At 61.8% G+C, this 15,235-nt stretch carries 12 protein-coding genes; 2 read left to right on the top strand and 10 right to left on the bottom strand.

Features of this window, described 5'->3' with window-relative positions:
- Positions 1–39: 39 nt before the first annotated feature.
- Together ftsH and rlmE are read right to left on the bottom strand one after the other, a co-directional pair.
- Entirely contained in the window at positions 40–1,947 is a 1,908-nt protein-coding gene (ftsH, locus tag HU729_RS21755; protein ID WP_186669402.1) for an ATP-dependent zinc metalloprotease FtsH, read from the bottom strand.
- A gap of 202 nt (positions 1,948–2,149) precedes the next feature.
- Complete coding sequence (gene rlmE, locus HU729_RS21750) at positions 2,150–2,776, bottom strand: 23S rRNA (uridine(2552)-2'-O)-methyltransferase RlmE (protein ID WP_054892618.1); 627 nt, start codon at positions 2,774–2,776, stop codon at positions 2,150–2,152.
- Positions 2,777–2,878: 102 nt separating this feature from the next.
- Between rlmE and yhbY the strand changes: the two genes are divergently transcribed.
- On the top strand, positions 2,879–3,187 hold the full coding sequence (gene yhbY, locus HU729_RS21745; protein ID WP_186669400.1) for a ribosome assembly RNA-binding protein YhbY: 309 nt from the start codon (positions 2,879–2,881) through the stop codon (positions 3,185–3,187).
- Between the two features lie 12 nt (positions 3,188–3,199).
- Here yhbY and HU729_RS21740 read toward each other — a convergent pair whose 3' ends face one another.
- The 8 genes from HU729_RS21740 to grpE form a co-directional block, all read right to left on the bottom strand.
- Positions 3,200–3,649 (bottom strand): MFS transporter, encoded by a 450-nt coding sequence (locus HU729_RS21740; RefSeq protein WP_081255198.1) that lies wholly within the window; start codon positions 3,647–3,649, stop codon positions 3,200–3,202.
- Entirely contained in the window at positions 3,627–4,109 is a 483-nt protein-coding gene (gene greA / locus HU729_RS21735; protein WP_081255197.1) for a transcription elongation factor GreA, read from the bottom strand. Before greA ends, HU729_RS21740 begins: the two co-directional genes overlap by 23 nt.
- On the bottom strand, positions 4,106–7,327 hold the full coding sequence (gene carB / locus HU729_RS21730) for a carbamoyl-phosphate synthase large subunit (protein ID WP_125930812.1): 3,222 nt from the start codon (positions 7,325–7,327) through the stop codon (positions 4,106–4,108). The genes greA and carB overlap by 4 nt, the downstream gene beginning before the upstream one ends.
- 106 nt (positions 7,328–7,433) lie before the next feature.
- Complete coding sequence (gene carA / locus HU729_RS21725; RefSeq protein ID WP_186669398.1) at positions 7,434–8,570, bottom strand: glutamine-hydrolyzing carbamoyl-phosphate synthase small subunit; 1,137 nt, start codon at positions 8,568–8,570, stop codon at positions 7,434–7,436.
- 343 nt (positions 8,571–8,913) lie between these two features.
- On the bottom strand, positions 8,914–9,720 hold the full coding sequence (gene dapB / locus HU729_RS21720; RefSeq protein ID WP_186711517.1) for a 4-hydroxy-tetrahydrodipicolinate reductase: 807 nt from the start codon (positions 9,718–9,720) through the stop codon (positions 8,914–8,916).
- Positions 9,721–9,733: 13 nt separating this feature from the next.
- Positions 9,734–10,858, bottom strand: coding sequence for a molecular chaperone DnaJ (gene dnaJ, locus HU729_RS21715; protein WP_186711516.1), 1,125 nt, complete (start codon positions 10,856–10,858; stop codon positions 9,734–9,736).
- Positions 10,859–11,059: 201 nt separating this feature from the next.
- Entirely contained in the window at positions 11,060–12,985 is a 1,926-nt protein-coding gene (gene dnaK / locus HU729_RS21710; protein ID WP_186711515.1) for a molecular chaperone DnaK, read from the bottom strand.
- Positions 12,986–13,086: 101 nt separating this feature from the next.
- Complete coding sequence (gene grpE, locus HU729_RS21705; RefSeq protein ID WP_112897268.1) at positions 13,087–13,641, bottom strand: nucleotide exchange factor GrpE; 555 nt, start codon at positions 13,639–13,641, stop codon at positions 13,087–13,089.
- A gap of 181 nt (positions 13,642–13,822) precedes the next feature.
- Between grpE and recN the strand changes: the two genes are divergently transcribed.
- Positions 13,823–15,235 (top strand): DNA repair protein RecN (gene recN, locus HU729_RS21700; RefSeq protein ID WP_186711514.1); only part of this gene is annotated, 1,413 nt, incomplete at its 3' end.

Here is a 15,235-nt window from a genome sequence, read left to right as displayed (position 1 = left end):
CGGGGGGGGTCGGGTACTGCTGAGAGGTCATATGAACCCTTAGTGTTGAGCCGCCGGACCACCGATCGGCGACTCGGGGCGATCGCCCTGGGAGGCCTGGTTGCCGGAGGTGCCGGCATCGTTGTCCCAGTCGCGCGGCTCGCGCGGCGTGCGGCCCGCCATGATGTCGTCGATCTGGTCGGCATCGATGGTTTCGTACTTCATCAGGGCCTCGGCCATCGCGTCAAGCTTGTCGCGGTTGTCGGTGAGAATCTGCTTGGCAGTGGCATAGCACTGATCGATGATGCTGCGCACTTCGGAATCGATCAGCTTGGCAGTCTCACCGGAGACGCTGGCGTGCTGGCTGCCAGCACTGCGACCGAGGAACACCTCGCCCTCTTCTTCGGCGTACATCAACGGACCGAGCTTCTCGGACAGGCCCCACTTGGTGACCATGTTCCGTGCGATCTGGCTGGCACGCATGATGTCATTGGACGCACCCGTGGTGACGCCGTCGAAGCCCAGGGTCATCTCCTCGGCGATACGGCCGCCGTACAGCGAGCAGATCTGGCTGATCAGCGCGCGCTTGGAGAGGCTGTAACGGTCTTCCTCGGGCAGGAACATGGTCACACCCAACGCACGACCGCGCGGAATGATCGAAACCTTGTACACCGGGTCGTGCTCAGGCACGACACGACCAACGATAGCGTGACCCGCTTCGTGGTAGGCCGTGTTCTGCTTCTCTTTCTCGGACATGACCATGGTCTTGCGCTCGGCGCCCATCATGATCTTGTCCTTGGCCAGTTCGAACTCCTTCATCTCGACCAGGCGCTTGCTGGCACGAGCAGCGAACAGCGACGCCTCGTTGACCAGGTTGGCAAGGTCGGCACCGGAGAAGCCTGGGGTACCACGGGCAATGACGGCGGCATTGACGTTCTCGCCGACCGGCACCTTGCGCATGTGCACCTTGAGGATCTGCTCACGACCACGGATATCCGGCAGGCCGACCACCACCTGGCGGTCGAAGCGACCGGGACGCAGCAGCGCCGGGTCGAGCACGTCAGGTCGGTTGGTGGCAGCGATGACGATGATGCCATCGTTCATCTCGAAGCCATCCATCTCGACCAGCAACTGGTTCAGGGTCTGCTCGCGTTCGTCGTGACCACCACCCATGCCGGCGCCACGGTGGCGACCGACGGCGTCGATCTCATCGATGAAGATGATGCACGGCGCGTGTTTCTTCGCCTGCTCGAACATGTCACGGACACGGCTGGCACCGACACCGACGAACATTTCGACGAAATCGGAACCGGAAATGGTGAAGAACGGCACTTTCGCTTCACCGGCGATGGCCTTGGCCAGCAAGGTCTTACCGGTACCGGGCGGGCCAACCATCAGCACGCCACGCGGGATACGACCACCCAGGCGCTGGAACTTGCCCGGGTCACGCAGGAATTCGACCAGTTCGCCGACTTCTTCTTTGGCTTCATCGCAACCGGCGACATCGGCCAGTGTGGTTTTCACCTGGTCTTCGGAGAGCAGGCGCGCCTTGCTCTTGCCGAAGCTCATCGGCCCGCCCTTGCCACCTGCACCGCCTTGCATCTGGCGCATGAAGAACATGAACACGGCGATGATCACGAGGATGGGGAAGCTGGCAACGAGCAACTGGGTCCAGATGCTCTGCTGTTCGGGTTGCTTGCCTTCGATCACGACGTGATTGTCGACCAGATCACCGATCAGGCCGTTATCGGCGATGGCCGGACGAACGGTCTTGAAGTTGTCGCCATCGGTACGCTTGCCGGTGATGACGGCGCCGTCGACGGTCACGCGCTCGACCTTACCGTCCTTGACCTGCTGGATGAAGTCGGAATAGTTGAGGGTCTGCGGCTCGTTAGGGCTGGAGAAGTTGTTCATCACCGTCACGAGGACAGCCGCGATGATCAACCACAGGATCAGATTCTTTGCCATGTCGTTCAATTAGCTACCCTCTGAGGTCGGCGCACGACGCAGCCGTGCCTCGCATGATATTCACCGCCCTAACTTACTACATTACCTGCGCATCCGCAGGCACCGTCTGTAACCCTTTGTGAAACCTAGACTACACGAAGTTCGGACGATCCAGAGGCCGCGGCCGATTGGAAATAACTATCGGCACCCCGCCCTTCCACAGTCACTCGCCCTTGTACCCCCTGGCCAGCAAGTACTGTTCACGGGAGCGATCCCGAGAGGACGACGGCTTGCGCATCTGCACCTTGTCGAACTTGCTGCGCACATCCTTGAGGTACACATCGAAGCCTTCTCCCTGGAAAATCTTGATCAGGAAGTCGCCGCCGGGCTTGAGCACACGGGTTGCCAGGTCCAGGGCGAGCTCGCAGAGGAACATGGCGCGCGGCATGTCCACAGCGGGCGTACCACTCATATTGGGGGCCATATCGGAAATCACAAGGTCCACATGTGAATCGCCGACCGCCTGGAGAATCTGCTCGAGCACCGAGTCCTGGGTGAAATCGCCCTGGATGAAGGTCACGTCAGGGATCGAGTCCATTTCCAGGATATCGGAGGCAATCAGACGCCCTTGCCCACCAATCAGACGACTGGTCACCTGCGACCAGCCGCCCGGTGCTGCGCCAAGGTCGATCACGCTCATGCCGGGGCGGATGAGGCGGTCCTTTTCCTGGATCTCCAGCAGTTTGTAGCTCGCACGCGAGCGGTAGCCATCCTTCTGCGCCTGCTTGACGAAAGGATCGTTGAAATGCTCTCTCAGCCAGTTATGGCTGCTTTTGGAACGCTGCGCCACGGGGCACCTCGATGATTAGCGTCGTGATTGACTGGGCGGAGCCAGTGGCCCTCGGGTAAAATGGCCACCAATTTTACAGAATCAGACGAAAAGGGTCAGATTATGCCGCTCAATAACGAGCAGAAGAAACAGTACAAGTCTATTGGTCACGACCTGAAACCGGTCCTGATCGTTGCCGGTAACGGCCTGAATGAAGGCGTGATCGCCGAACTGGAGCGTGCGCTGGCCGATCACGAGCTGATCAAGGTCGAAATTCGCTCGGACGATCGTGAAGAGCGCGCCGCCGCTATTGCAGAACTGTGCAAGGCGGGCCGTGCCGAGCTGGTACAGACCATTGGCAAGAAGGCACTGATCTATCGCAAGAACCCACAGCCGAACAAGCAGCTGTCCAACATCCACCGCTACAAGTAAGGGTGGCGCCGGTCAGTGGCGCGCCTTGCGCACCCTGACCGGGACCGGCTGGGCCACCAGCACGATGCCGGAAAAGCCCAGAACCAGGAAACAGAACATCTGCCAGCGCTCCCCTACGGAAATCCCGTAGCGCAGCGTGTAGTAGCCGACACAGGCACCAAAGCCGAGCAACAGCATCTGGCCGCGGAACTGCCGCCACCAGGCCGCCAGGCCATCCACCCTCGCCAGCACTGCCAACTGGGTCAACAGCCCGAGCAGCGCCACGCCGATCAACCAGCGATCGATCTGCCCGGCGATGTCCTGCACCAATAATGGCGCAAGGCCGCTGACCTTCAGCGCCGGCACCAGCCCCACATGAAACACCCACAGGCCACCGACCCAGAATACCTGGGCCAGTTGCCAGAGAATGCCCTCGAGGGACGGCGCGCGCTGGCGCCGATCAGATGTGCTTGACTTCGACAATCTCGTACTCGACGGTGCCGCTCGGCGTCTTGACCACGACCGTATCACCCTCTTCCTTGCCAATGATGGCACGGGCGATAGGCGCGCTCGCCGAGAGCTTGCCTTTCTTGATGTCCGCTTCGTCCTCGCCAACGATCTGGTAGGTGACCTGATCGCCGGTCTCGGTGTTTTCCAGGTCTACGGTAGTCCCGAAGATCACCTTGCCGGTGTGGGCGATGGTGGTGACGTCGATCACCACCGAGTTCTGCAAACGGCCTTCGATGTCGCGGATACGCGCCTCGACCATGCCCTGCTCCTCACGGGCGGCGTGGTACTCGGCATTTTCCTTGAGATCGCCGAGCTCACGAGCCTCGCCGATCGCCTGGCTCAGACGTGGACGCTCGGTCTTGCTCAGGAACAAATGCTCTTCTTCCAGGGCGCGAGCGCCCTGGACGGTCATCGGGTACTTGGTAATGCTCATGCTTTCAGTCCTGCATGCAGATCCTGCAGGCGACGAACAGTCTTTTCGGGACCGAATTTCAGCGCCTCGCAGATGGCTTCACCTGCCGCAATGGTGGTCGTGCAGTAGATCTTGTGCTGCAGCGCATTGCGACGAATCGAGTAGGAGTCGGCGATAGACTGGCGGCCTTCGGTGGTGTTGATGATCAGCGACACTTCGTCGTTCTTGATCATGTCGACCACGTGCGGACGACCCTCGGTCACCTTGTTCACACGGCGCACTTTCAGACCCGCCGCTTCGATAACCTTGGCGGTGCCTGCAGTAGCAACCACTTCGAAGCCCAGGGCAATCAGGTCACGGGCAACGCCAGCCACTTGTGGCTTGTCGTCGTCACGCACGCTGATGAACGCGGTACCGCCGGTCGGCAGCACTTCGCTGGCGCCCATCTGGGCCTTGGCGAAGGCTTCACCGAAGCTGTCGCCGACACCCATGACTTCACCGGTGGATTTCATCTCAGGGCCGAGGATCGGGTCAACCCCCGGGAACTTGGCGAACGGGAAGACGGCTTCCTTGACGCTGTAGAAGTTCGGGATGATTTCCTGAGTGAAGCCCAGCTCTTTGAGGGTTTTGCCGGCCATGACGCGAGCCGCGATCATCGCCAGCGAGGTGCCGATGCACTTGGACACGAACGGTACGGTACGCGAGGCGCGCGGGTTGACTTCGATCACGTAGATCTTGTCACCCTGCAGGGCCAGCTGCACGTTCATCAGGCCGACGACGCCCAGCTCCAGGGCCATTTTCTTGACCTGTTCGCGGACTTCGTCCTGCACTTGCTGGCTCAGCGAGTAAGGTGGCAGCGAACACGCCGAGTCACCGGAGTGAACACCAGCCTGCTCGATGTGCTGCATGATCGCACCGATCACCACGTCGGTGCCGTCGCAGACCGCATCCACGTCCATCTCGATGGCGCAGTTGAGGAAGTGGTCGAGCAGGACCGGGCTGTCATTGGACACCTGGACCGCTTCGCGCAGGTAGCGCTTGAGTTCGTCCAGCTCATAGACGATCTCCATGGCACGACCGCCCAGTACGTACGACGGGCGCACGACCAGCGGGTAGCCGATACCGCCAGCAGCGTTGATAGCCTCTTCTTCGCTACGCACAGTGGCGTTTGGCGGCTGCAGCAGGTTCAGGCGCTGCACCATCTGCTGGAAGCGCTCGCGGTCTTCGGCGCGGTCGATGGCGTCCGGGCTGGTACCGATGATCGGCACCCCGGCTTCTTCCAGGGCACGGGCCAGCTTCAGCGGGGTCTGGCCGCCGTAGTGGACGATCACGCCCTTCGGCTTCTCGACGCGGCAGACTTCCAGCACATCTTCCAGGGTCAGCGGCTCGAAGTACAGGCGGTCGGAGGTGTCGTAGTCGGTGGAGACGGTTTCCGGGTTGCAGTTGACCATGATGGTCTCGTAACCGTCTTCACGCAGCGCCAGGGCAGCGTGTACGCAGCAGTAGTCGAACTCGATGCCTTGGCCGATACGGTTCGGGCCACCACCCAGGATCATGATCTTGTCGCGAGTCGACGGGTTGGCCTCGCACTCTTCTTCATACGTCGAGTACAGGTAGGCGGTGTCGGTGGCGAACTCGGCCGCACAGGTGTCGACGCGCTTGTAGACCGGGAACACTTCCAGCTTGTGGCGGTGACGACGCAGGTTCTTGTCAGTGATGCCGAGCAGCTTGGCCAGGCGCTGATCCGAGAAGCCCTTGCGCTTGAGGCGCAGCATGTAGTCCTTGTCGATGGCCGACAGGGCCAAGGTTTTGACCTTCTCTTCTTCCTTGATCAGATCTTCCATCTGCACCAGGAACCACAGGTCGATACCGGTCAGCTCGAAGATTGCTTCGATGGTCATGCCCGAGCGGATGGCGTCAGCCACGTACCAGATGCGCTCGGCGCCCGGCACGGTAAGCTCGCGCTTGAGGATGCTGGAAGCATCGGCGCTGGCCAGGTCGACTTTCGGGTCCAGGCCACAGGCGCCGACTTCCAGGCCACGCAGGGCTTTCTGCAAGGACTCCTGGAAGGTACGGCCAATGGCCATGACTTCACCGACCGACTTCATCTGAGTGGTCAGGCGGGCATCGGCTTTCGGGAATTTCTCGAAGGCGAAGCGTGGCAGCTTGGTCACGACGTAGTCGATGGACGGCTCGAAGGACGCCGGGGTGCGACCACCGGTGATGTCGTTCTGCAGCTCGTCGAGGGTGTAGCCGATGGCCAGCTTGGCGGCGATCTTGGCGATCGGGAAGCCAGTGGCTTTCGAGGCCAGGGCGGACGAACGAGAAACCCGCGGGTTCATCTCGATCACGACCATGCGGCCGGTGTTCGGGCAGATACCGAACTGCACGTTGGAACCGCCGGTTTCGACACCGATCTCACGCAGCACCGCCAGCGAGGCGTTGCGCATGATCTGGTATTCCTTGTCGGTCAGGGTCTGTGCAGGAGCAACGGTGATGGAGTCACCGGTGTGCACGCCCATCGGGTCGAAGTTCTCGATGGAGCAGACGATGATGCAGTTGTCCTTCTTGTCACGGACCACCTCCATCTCGTATTCCTTCCAGCCGATCAGCGACTCGTCGATCAGCAGTTCCTTGGTCGGCGACAGGTCCAGGCCACGGGTGCAGATTTCTTCGAATTCTTCACGGTTGTAGGCGATGCCGCCACCGGTGCCGCCCATGGTGAACGAAGGACGGATGATGCATGGGAAGCCCAGCTTCTCGAGAACCGCGTAGGCCTCTTCCATGCTGTGGGCGATACCGGAGCGCGGGCACTCAAGGCCGATGTCCTTCATCGCCTTGTCGAAACGCGAACGGTCCTCGGCCTTGTCGATGGTGTCGGCGTTGGCACCGATCATCTCTACGCCGAACTTCTCCAGAACGCCGTGGCGCTCCAGGTCTAGGGCGCAGTTCAGTGCAGTCTGGCCGCCCATGGTCGGCAGCACCGCGTCAGGACGCTCTTTTTCGATGATCTTGGCCACCGATTGCCACTTGATCGGCTCGATGTAGGTGGCGTCGGCCATGGCCGGGTCGGTCATGATGGTGGCCGGGTTGGAGTTCACCAGGATGACGCGGAAACCTTCCTCGCGCAGGGCCTTGCAGGCCTGGGCGCCGGAATAGTCGAATTCGCAGGCCTGGCCGATCACGATCGGGCCAGCGCCGAGAATCAGGATGCTTTTGATGTCTGTACGTTTTGGCATGGTTGTCACTCAAATCCGCGGGTCAGTCGGCAAGCCGTCTTGAACAATCTGGGTCAGGCGCTTCCGGACGCGGCGCATGCCGGTCCGGGGCCTTGATGCAGGATGCTCAGCGGCGCTTGGCCATGGCATCGATGAAACGATCGAACAGTGGCGCGACGTCGGTCGGGCCTGGGCTCGCTTCAGGGTGGCCCTGGAAGCTGAACGCGCTCTTGTCGGTACGCTCGATACCCTGCAGGGTGCCGTCGAACAGCGACTTGTGGATGGCGCGCACGTTGCCCGGCAGGGTGGCTTCGTCGACGGCGAAACCGTGGTTCTGGCTGGTGATCATGACCACACCGGTATCCAGGTCCTGGACCGGGTGGTTGGCACCGTGGTGGCCGTGGCCCATCTTGACGGTCTTGGCACCGGAGGCCAGGGCCAGCAACTGGTGGCCGAGGCAGATGCCGAAGACTGGAATCTCGGTCTCGAGGACATCCTTGATCGCCTGGATCGCGTAGTCGCACGGCTCAGGATCGCCTGGGCCGTTGGACAGGAACACGCCGTCCGGATTCAGCGCCAGCACTTCGCTCGCCGGGGTCTGGGCAGGCACCACGGTCACACGACAGCCACGAGCGACCAGCATGCGCAGGATGTTCAGCTTGACGCCATAGTCGTAGGCGACGACGTGGTACGGCAGGTCGGCGGCCTCGATGGTCGGGTGGCTGTCGGTTTTCAGCTCCCACACGCTGGAACGCCACTCGTAGCGCTCCTTGGTGGAGACGACCTTGGCCAGGTCCATGCCCTTGAGGCCCGGGAAGGCACGGGCAGCGGCGATGGCCTGCTCTTCGGTGATGTTGTCACCGGCCAGGATGCAGCCGTTCTGGGCGCCTTTCTCACGCAGGATACGGGTCAGGCGACGGGTGTCGATGCCAGCGATGGCAACGACGTTGTTGGCCTTGAGGTAGTCCGGCAGCGATTGGGTGTTGCGCCAGTTGCTGGCCAGCAGCGGCAGGTCACGGATGACCAGGCCTGCGGACCATACACGGTTCGATTCGGCGTCTTCCGGCGTAGTGCCGGTGTTGCCGATGTGCGGGTAGGTCAGGGTGACGATCTGCTGCGAATAGGAAGGGTCTGTAAGGATTTCCTGGTAGCCGGTCATAGCGGTGTTGAACACCACCTCACCAACGGTTTGTCCGTCGGCCCCAATGGCCTCACCGCGAAAAATGCTGCCATCAGCAAGGGCGAGTATGGCTGGCTTTGTCAAGAAGACCTCCCGTAAATGACGCATGAAGGGGCGATCGCAGGTTGCAAAAAAGCGGAGTGCCGTATGGATACGTCACCCCGCTTTTATGTGCTGAATTCAATTCTCTGCGCGCTTTTAGTGGATACACTAAAGCTGTAGTCTACAGAAAAGTGAGGTTTCGGTCTACCGTATATGTGCCTCTAAAACACATGATTGCGACAGACTGGCGTCGGCGGTGGCTTCTACGCGGGCAAGCCCGCTCCCACTGGATTTTCGCAAGCCTTCAGGTTCGTGTATTTCCTGCGGGAGCGGCGGTTCGCCGCTGCGACTTGTCCCGCGAACAAGCCACTGCCGCACTGACGCCTCAATGCAGCTCGAGCACATCCTGCATGTCGTACAGCCCAGGCTCGCGGCCATCCAGCCACAGCGCCGCACGTACGGCACCCTTGGCGAAAGTCATGCGGCTCGAGGCCTTGTGGGTGATCTCGACGCGCTCGCCCTCTGCCGCGAACAGCACAGTGTGATCACCGACCACGTCACCGGCACGCACAGTGGCAAAGCCGATGGTCTGGCGATCACGCGCGCCGGTCTGGCCTTCGCGACCATAGACGGCCACTTCCTGCAGATCGCGACCCAACGCCTGTGCAACCACCTCACCCATGCGCAGCGCGGTACCCGACGGAGCGTCGACCTTGTGGCGGTGGTGAGCCTCGATGATCTCGATGTCCACCTCGTCACCCAGCACCCGCGCGGCAGTATCGAGCAATTTCAGGCACAGGTTGACGCCAATGCTGAAGTTGGCAGCGAAGACGATCGGAATCTCCTTGCCCGCCTCGACCAGCAGCAGCTTCTCTTCTGGCGAGAAGCCAGTGGTGCCGATCACCATGGCCTTGCCCGCCTTACGGCAGAACGCCAGGTTCTTCAGGGTCACCGACGGGTGAGTGAAGTCGATCAGCACATCGAACTCGTCAGCGACCTTGGTCAGGTCATCGGAGATCGGCACGCCGATACGACCCAGCGCCGCGAGCTCGCCGGCGTCGGCACCCACCAGGGTGCTGTCCGGACGATCGATCGCCGCCGTCAGGCCAGCCTGGGGAGCCTGCTGCTGCACGGCTTCGACGAGGGTCTTGCCCATCCGCCCTGCCGCGCCCATTACCGCAATACGTCGCATAGCCTGTTCCTTGTCAGAGATCGCCGAAGAAGCGCTTCACACCCTCGAACCAGCCGCTGGCCTTGGGCGAATGGGAGCTGTCGCCTTCGAGCGAGTCACGCAGCTCTTCGAGCAGTTCGCGCTGGCGACGGCTCAGGTTGACCGGCGTTTCCACCGCAACACGGCACAGCAAATCGCCCGCCGCACCACCGCGCACCGGCGCCACGCCCTTGCCGCGCAGGCGGAACTGCTTGCCGGTCTGGGTGCCTTCCGGGATCTTCAACTTGACCCGGCCGTCCAGCGTCGGCACTTCCAGCTCGCCACCCAGCGCCGCATCGGTGTAGCTGATCGGCACTTCGCAGAACAGGTGCTTGCCGTCACGCTGGAAGATCGCGTGCTCGCGCACACTGATCACCACGTACAGGTCACCAGTCGGACCACCATGGGCCCCCGCCTCGCCCTCGCCAGACAGGCGGATGCGATCACCGGTATCGACGCCTGCCGGCACCTTGACCGACAGGGTCTTGTATTCCTCGACCCGTCCTTCGCCATGGCAGGCGTTGCAAGGGTCGGTGATGATCTTGCCCTGGCCATGACAGCGCGGGCAGGTCTGCTGCACGGAGAAGAAGCCTTGCTGCATGCGCACCTGACCGATGCCACCGCAGGTCGGGCACGTCGACGGTGTAGAGCCCTTCTTGGCGCCCGTACCGTCACAGGGCTTACAGTTGACCAGCGTCGGCACACGAATGTTGACCGTGGTGCCACGCACTGCTTCTTCCAGGTTCAGCTCGAGGGTGTAGCGCAGGTCACTGCCCCGCTGGGCACCACCACGGCCGCCGCCGCGACCGCCACCAAAGAAGTCGCTGAAGACGTCGCCGAAGATATCGGAGAAGTTCGCGCCGCCGAAACCGGCGCCACCGCCACCCATACTCGGGTCGACGCCGGCATGGCCGTACTGATCGTAGGCCGCGCGTTTGCTGGCATCGGAGAGCACTTCGTAGGCCTCGTTGGCCTCCTTGAACCTCTCTTCCGACTCTTTGTCGCCCGGGTTGCGGTCCGGGTGGAATTTCATCGCCAGGCGGCGATAGGCCTTCTTGAGGTCACCTTCGCTGGCGCCGCGCTCGACACCCAGGACCTCATAAAAATCACGCTTTGCCATAGGTCATTTGCACTCTTGAGGGCTTTCGGCATCTGTGCACCGTGCCGTCAGCACCTGCCGCAACACGCCTGATGCGCCCTGACAGATGCTGGAAATATTTCCCGTGTTCCAGACACGCCAACGCGGGAGCAAGCCCCCGCGCGGCGACATCCTACCAGTTCACCGACCAATGGCGATGAACCGGCCGACAACATGCAGGCGTTACTGCTTGTTGTTGTCTTTCACTTCCTCGAACTCGGCGTCAACCACGTCATCGTGCTTGGCTTCCGGCTCGGCCTGCTGAGCGCCGTCCTGAGGCTGCTGTGCCTGTTGCTCGGCGTACATCTTCTGGGCAACTGGCGCGGAGACCTTGGACAGCTCCTCGACCTTGGCGTCGATGGCAGCCTTGTCGTCGCCCTTGACGGCAGCTTCCAGGGCAACCACGGCAGCTTCGATCGCAGCCTTTTCCTCGGCAGTCACCTTGTCACCGGCGTCGACGACCATCTTGCGGGTCGAGTGAACCAGCGCATCACCCTGGTTGCGGGCAGCGGCCAGCTCTTCGAACTTGCGGTCTTCCTCGGCGTTGGCCTCGGCATCACGCACCATGCGCTCGACTTCTTCGTCGGACAGGCCGGAGTTGGCCTTGATCACGATCGACTGCGCCTTGCCGGTGGCCTTGTCTTTCGCGCCGACATGCAGGATGCCGTTGGCGTCGATGTCGAAGGTCACTTCGATCTGTGGAACGCCGCGCGGGGCTGGCGGAATGTCAGCCAGGTCGAACTTGCCCAGCGACTTGTTCTGCGCAGCTTGCTTGCGCTCGCCCTGCAGAACGTGGATGGTCACTGCACCCTGGTTGTCGTCGGCAGTCGAGAACACCTGCGACTTCTTGGTCGGGATGGTGGTGTTCTTCTCGATCAGCGCGGTCATCACGCCACCCATGGTTTCGATACCCAGGGTCAGCGGGCTGACGTCGAGCAGCAGGACGTCCTTCACGTCACCGGCCAGTACTGCACCCTGGATGGCGGCACCCATGGCAACGGCTTCGTCCGGGTTAACGTCCTTGCGCGCTTCCTTGCCAAAGAAGTCGGCAACGGCTTTCTGCACCAGCGGCATACGAGTCTGGCCACCGACGAGGATCACGTCGTTGATCTTGCTCGCGTCGATACCCGCATCTTTCAGGGCGATGCGGCAAGGCTCGATGGTACGGCTGACCAGGTCTTCGACCAGCGACTCCAGCTTGGCGCGGGAGATCTTCACGTTCAGGTGCTTCGGACCGGTTGCGTCAGCAGTGATGTACGGCAGGTTGACGTCGGTCGACTGGGCGGAAGACAGCTCGATCTTGGCCTTTTCAGCAGCTTCTTTCAGACGCTGCAGTGCCAGCGGATCGTTCTTCAGGTCCATGCCGGACTCTTTCTTGAACTCGTCGACGAGGTAGTCGATCAGGCGCATGTCGAAGTCTTCACCACCCAGGAAGGTGTCACCGTTGGTGGCCAGTACTTCGAATTGATGCTCACCGTCGACTTCGGCGATTTCGATGACCGACACGTCGAAAGTACCACCACCCAGGTCATAGACGATGACGGTGTGGTCGCCCTTGGCCTTGTCCATGCCATAGGCCAGTGCAGCGGCGGTCGGTTCGTTGATGATGCGCTTGACGTCCAGACCGGCGATGCGACCGGCATCCTTGGTAGCCTGGCGCTGGCTGTCGTTGAAGTAGGCCGGAACGGTGATGACCGCTTCGGTGACAGGCTCGCCGAGGTAGTCTTCGGCGGTCTTCTTCATTTTCTTCAGGACTTCGGCGCTGATCTGCGGCGGAGCCATTTCCTTGCCAGCGGCCTCGACCCAGGCGTCACCGTTGCCGGCCTTGACGATCTTGTACGGGACCAGCTTGATGTCTTTCTGCACGACGTCTTCTTCGAAGCGGCGGCCAATCAGGCGCTTCACTGCGAACAGGGTGTTGTGCGGGTTGGTGACGGCCTGGCGCTTGGCCGACTGACCGACCAGGATTTCGCCGTCGTTGGCGTAGGCCACGATCGAAGGGGTGGTACGCGCACCTTCGGCGTTCTCGATGACCTTGACGTTACCGTTTTCCAGAATGGAGACGCACGAGTTGGTCGTCCCCAGGTCGATACCGATGATTTTGCCCATGTTAACTCTCCCGAAACTTGAATTTGGTAGCAGCGACTACTTTGGCCAACTGCGGTAATACTTGAAGGCTTGACACCTAGATGGGGATGCCCCGGCGGATTTCAAGCCTTTTCATCGATGGAAGGCTGTGGCGCTGCCGGCGCCTTGCTGACCACCACCATGGCGGGGCGCAGCAGGCGACCGTTGAGCAGATAACCCTTCTGGAACACGTTGAGCACGCTGTTCGGCTCTACCTCGGCGTTTTCCTGCATGGCCATGGCCTGGTGATGCTCAGGGTTGAACGGCTGGCCATGGGGATCGACGGCTTCGAGGTTGTAGCGCTTGAGGGTGTCCTGGAACATCTTCAGGGTCAGCTCGACACCTTCGCGGATCTGCTTGACGTTCTCGTCATCGGCACTGGAGTGGGCCAGGGCCAGTTCCAGGCTGTCGATCACCGGCAGCAGGTCCCCGGCGAATTTCTCCAGGGCGAACTTGTGAGCCTTCTCGACGTCCTGCTCGGCACGACGGCGGATGTTCTGCAGGTCTGCAGCCACGCGCAGCGACTGATCCTTGGCGGCGGCCAGCTGCTCCTCGAGCACCTGGACGCGGGCACCGAGGTCTTCGGAGCCGGCTTCTTCGGCGTTAAGGTTTTGTTCATCCAGCTGTTCGTCAGCCATCGGGTCTCTCCTCCGCAATTTCTGGTGTACAGGTCATGCCTGCCTTGTCTGCCGGTTATATGGGGTCGGAAAAAACAGGTTCAAGGGGCGAGCGGCATTTCCACATTCATCAGGCGAGCATTGGCAGACAGGAAAAAAGTACTGTATAAATAACCAGACATGACCTTCGGGAGTGGCCCTCATGCTGGTGCACCTGTCCATTCACAACTACGCCATCGTCGAGCACCTCGACCTCGAACTCGCCCGCGGAATGTCGGTGATCACCGGCGAAACGGGCGCTGGCAAGTCGATCATGCTCGACGCGCTTGGCCTGGCGCTGGGCGACCGCGCCGACAGTGGCGTGGTACGACCCGGCGCCGACAAGGCCGACCTGCTTGCCACCTTCGACCTGGTCGATATCCCCGAAGCCCGCACCTGGCTGGCAGAACGCGACCTCGACACCGACGGCCCGTGCATCCTGCGGCGGGTGATCACCGCCGAAGGCCGCAGCCGCGGCTACATCAACGGCACTCCCTGCCCGCTTGCCGACCTCAAGGCACTCGGCGAGCTACTGATCGACATCCACAGCCAGCACGAGCACCAGTCGCTCCTCAAGACCGATACGCATCGTCGTCTGGTCGACGAGTACGCCGGCGCCGTCGACCTCGCCCGCCAGGTGCAACTGGCAGCCCAGCGCTGGCGCCAGACCCGCCTGGAGCTGGAGCGCCTTTCCAACTCCGGCGACGAGCAACGCGCCCGTCATCAGCTACTGAGCTACCAGCTCGAAGAGCTCGACAACCTGGGCCTTGGCGAAAACGAGCTGGAACAGCTTGAGCACGAGCACAAGAACCTGACCAATGCCGAAGCCCTGTTCGGCATCTGCCGCCAGGTCATCGATCAATGCAGCGAAAGCGACTCCGGCAACGTGCTCAGCGCCCTGACGGTCAGCCTCAATCGCCTGACCGCCGTGAACAACGCCCCCAAGGCATTGGGCGAAGCCGTCAACCTGATCGCCAGTGCGCAGATCCAGATCGAGGAAGCGGTTGGCGAGCTCAACCGCTTCCTCGATCACTTCGACGCCGACCCTCTGCGCCTGCAAGCACTGGAAGAGCGGCTCGACACCCTCTATACGCTCGCTCGCAAGCACCGCGTGCACCCGAGCGAGTTGCCACACCTGCAACAGCGCCTGATGGAAGAGCTCGAAGGACTCAACGCCAGCGATGAATCCATCGAGCGCCTGGGCGGCGAGCTGGCCGCCTATGCACAGCACTATAAAGAGAAGGCCGTCGAGCTCAGCAATCTGCGCCGGCAGGCCGCAGCGCAACTGGCGGTGGCGGTCGAGCAGGAGATCCAGCGCCTGGGCATGCCCGGCGGGCGCTTCTGTATCGAGCTGTCGCCCAACGAGAGCGGTGAGCTTTCGCCCCACGGGCTGGAGCAGGTCGAGCTGCTGGTCAGCGCCAACCCCGGCCAACCGCTCAAGGGGCTGGCCAAAGTGGCTTCGGGAGGTGAGCTGTCACGCATCAGCCTGGCCATTCAGGTCATCACCGCACAAACCTCGCGCATTCCCACACTGGTCTTTGACGAAGTGGACGTGGGCATCGGCGGCCCGCCCCCC

This window comes from Pseudomonas sp. RW10S2, from assembly GCF_014268985.1.
Taxonomy (GTDB): Bacteria; Pseudomonadota; Gammaproteobacteria; order Pseudomonadales; family Pseudomonadaceae; genus Aquipseudomonas; species Aquipseudomonas wayambapalatensis.
This window is presented reverse-complemented; position numbering and strand designations above follow the sequence as displayed.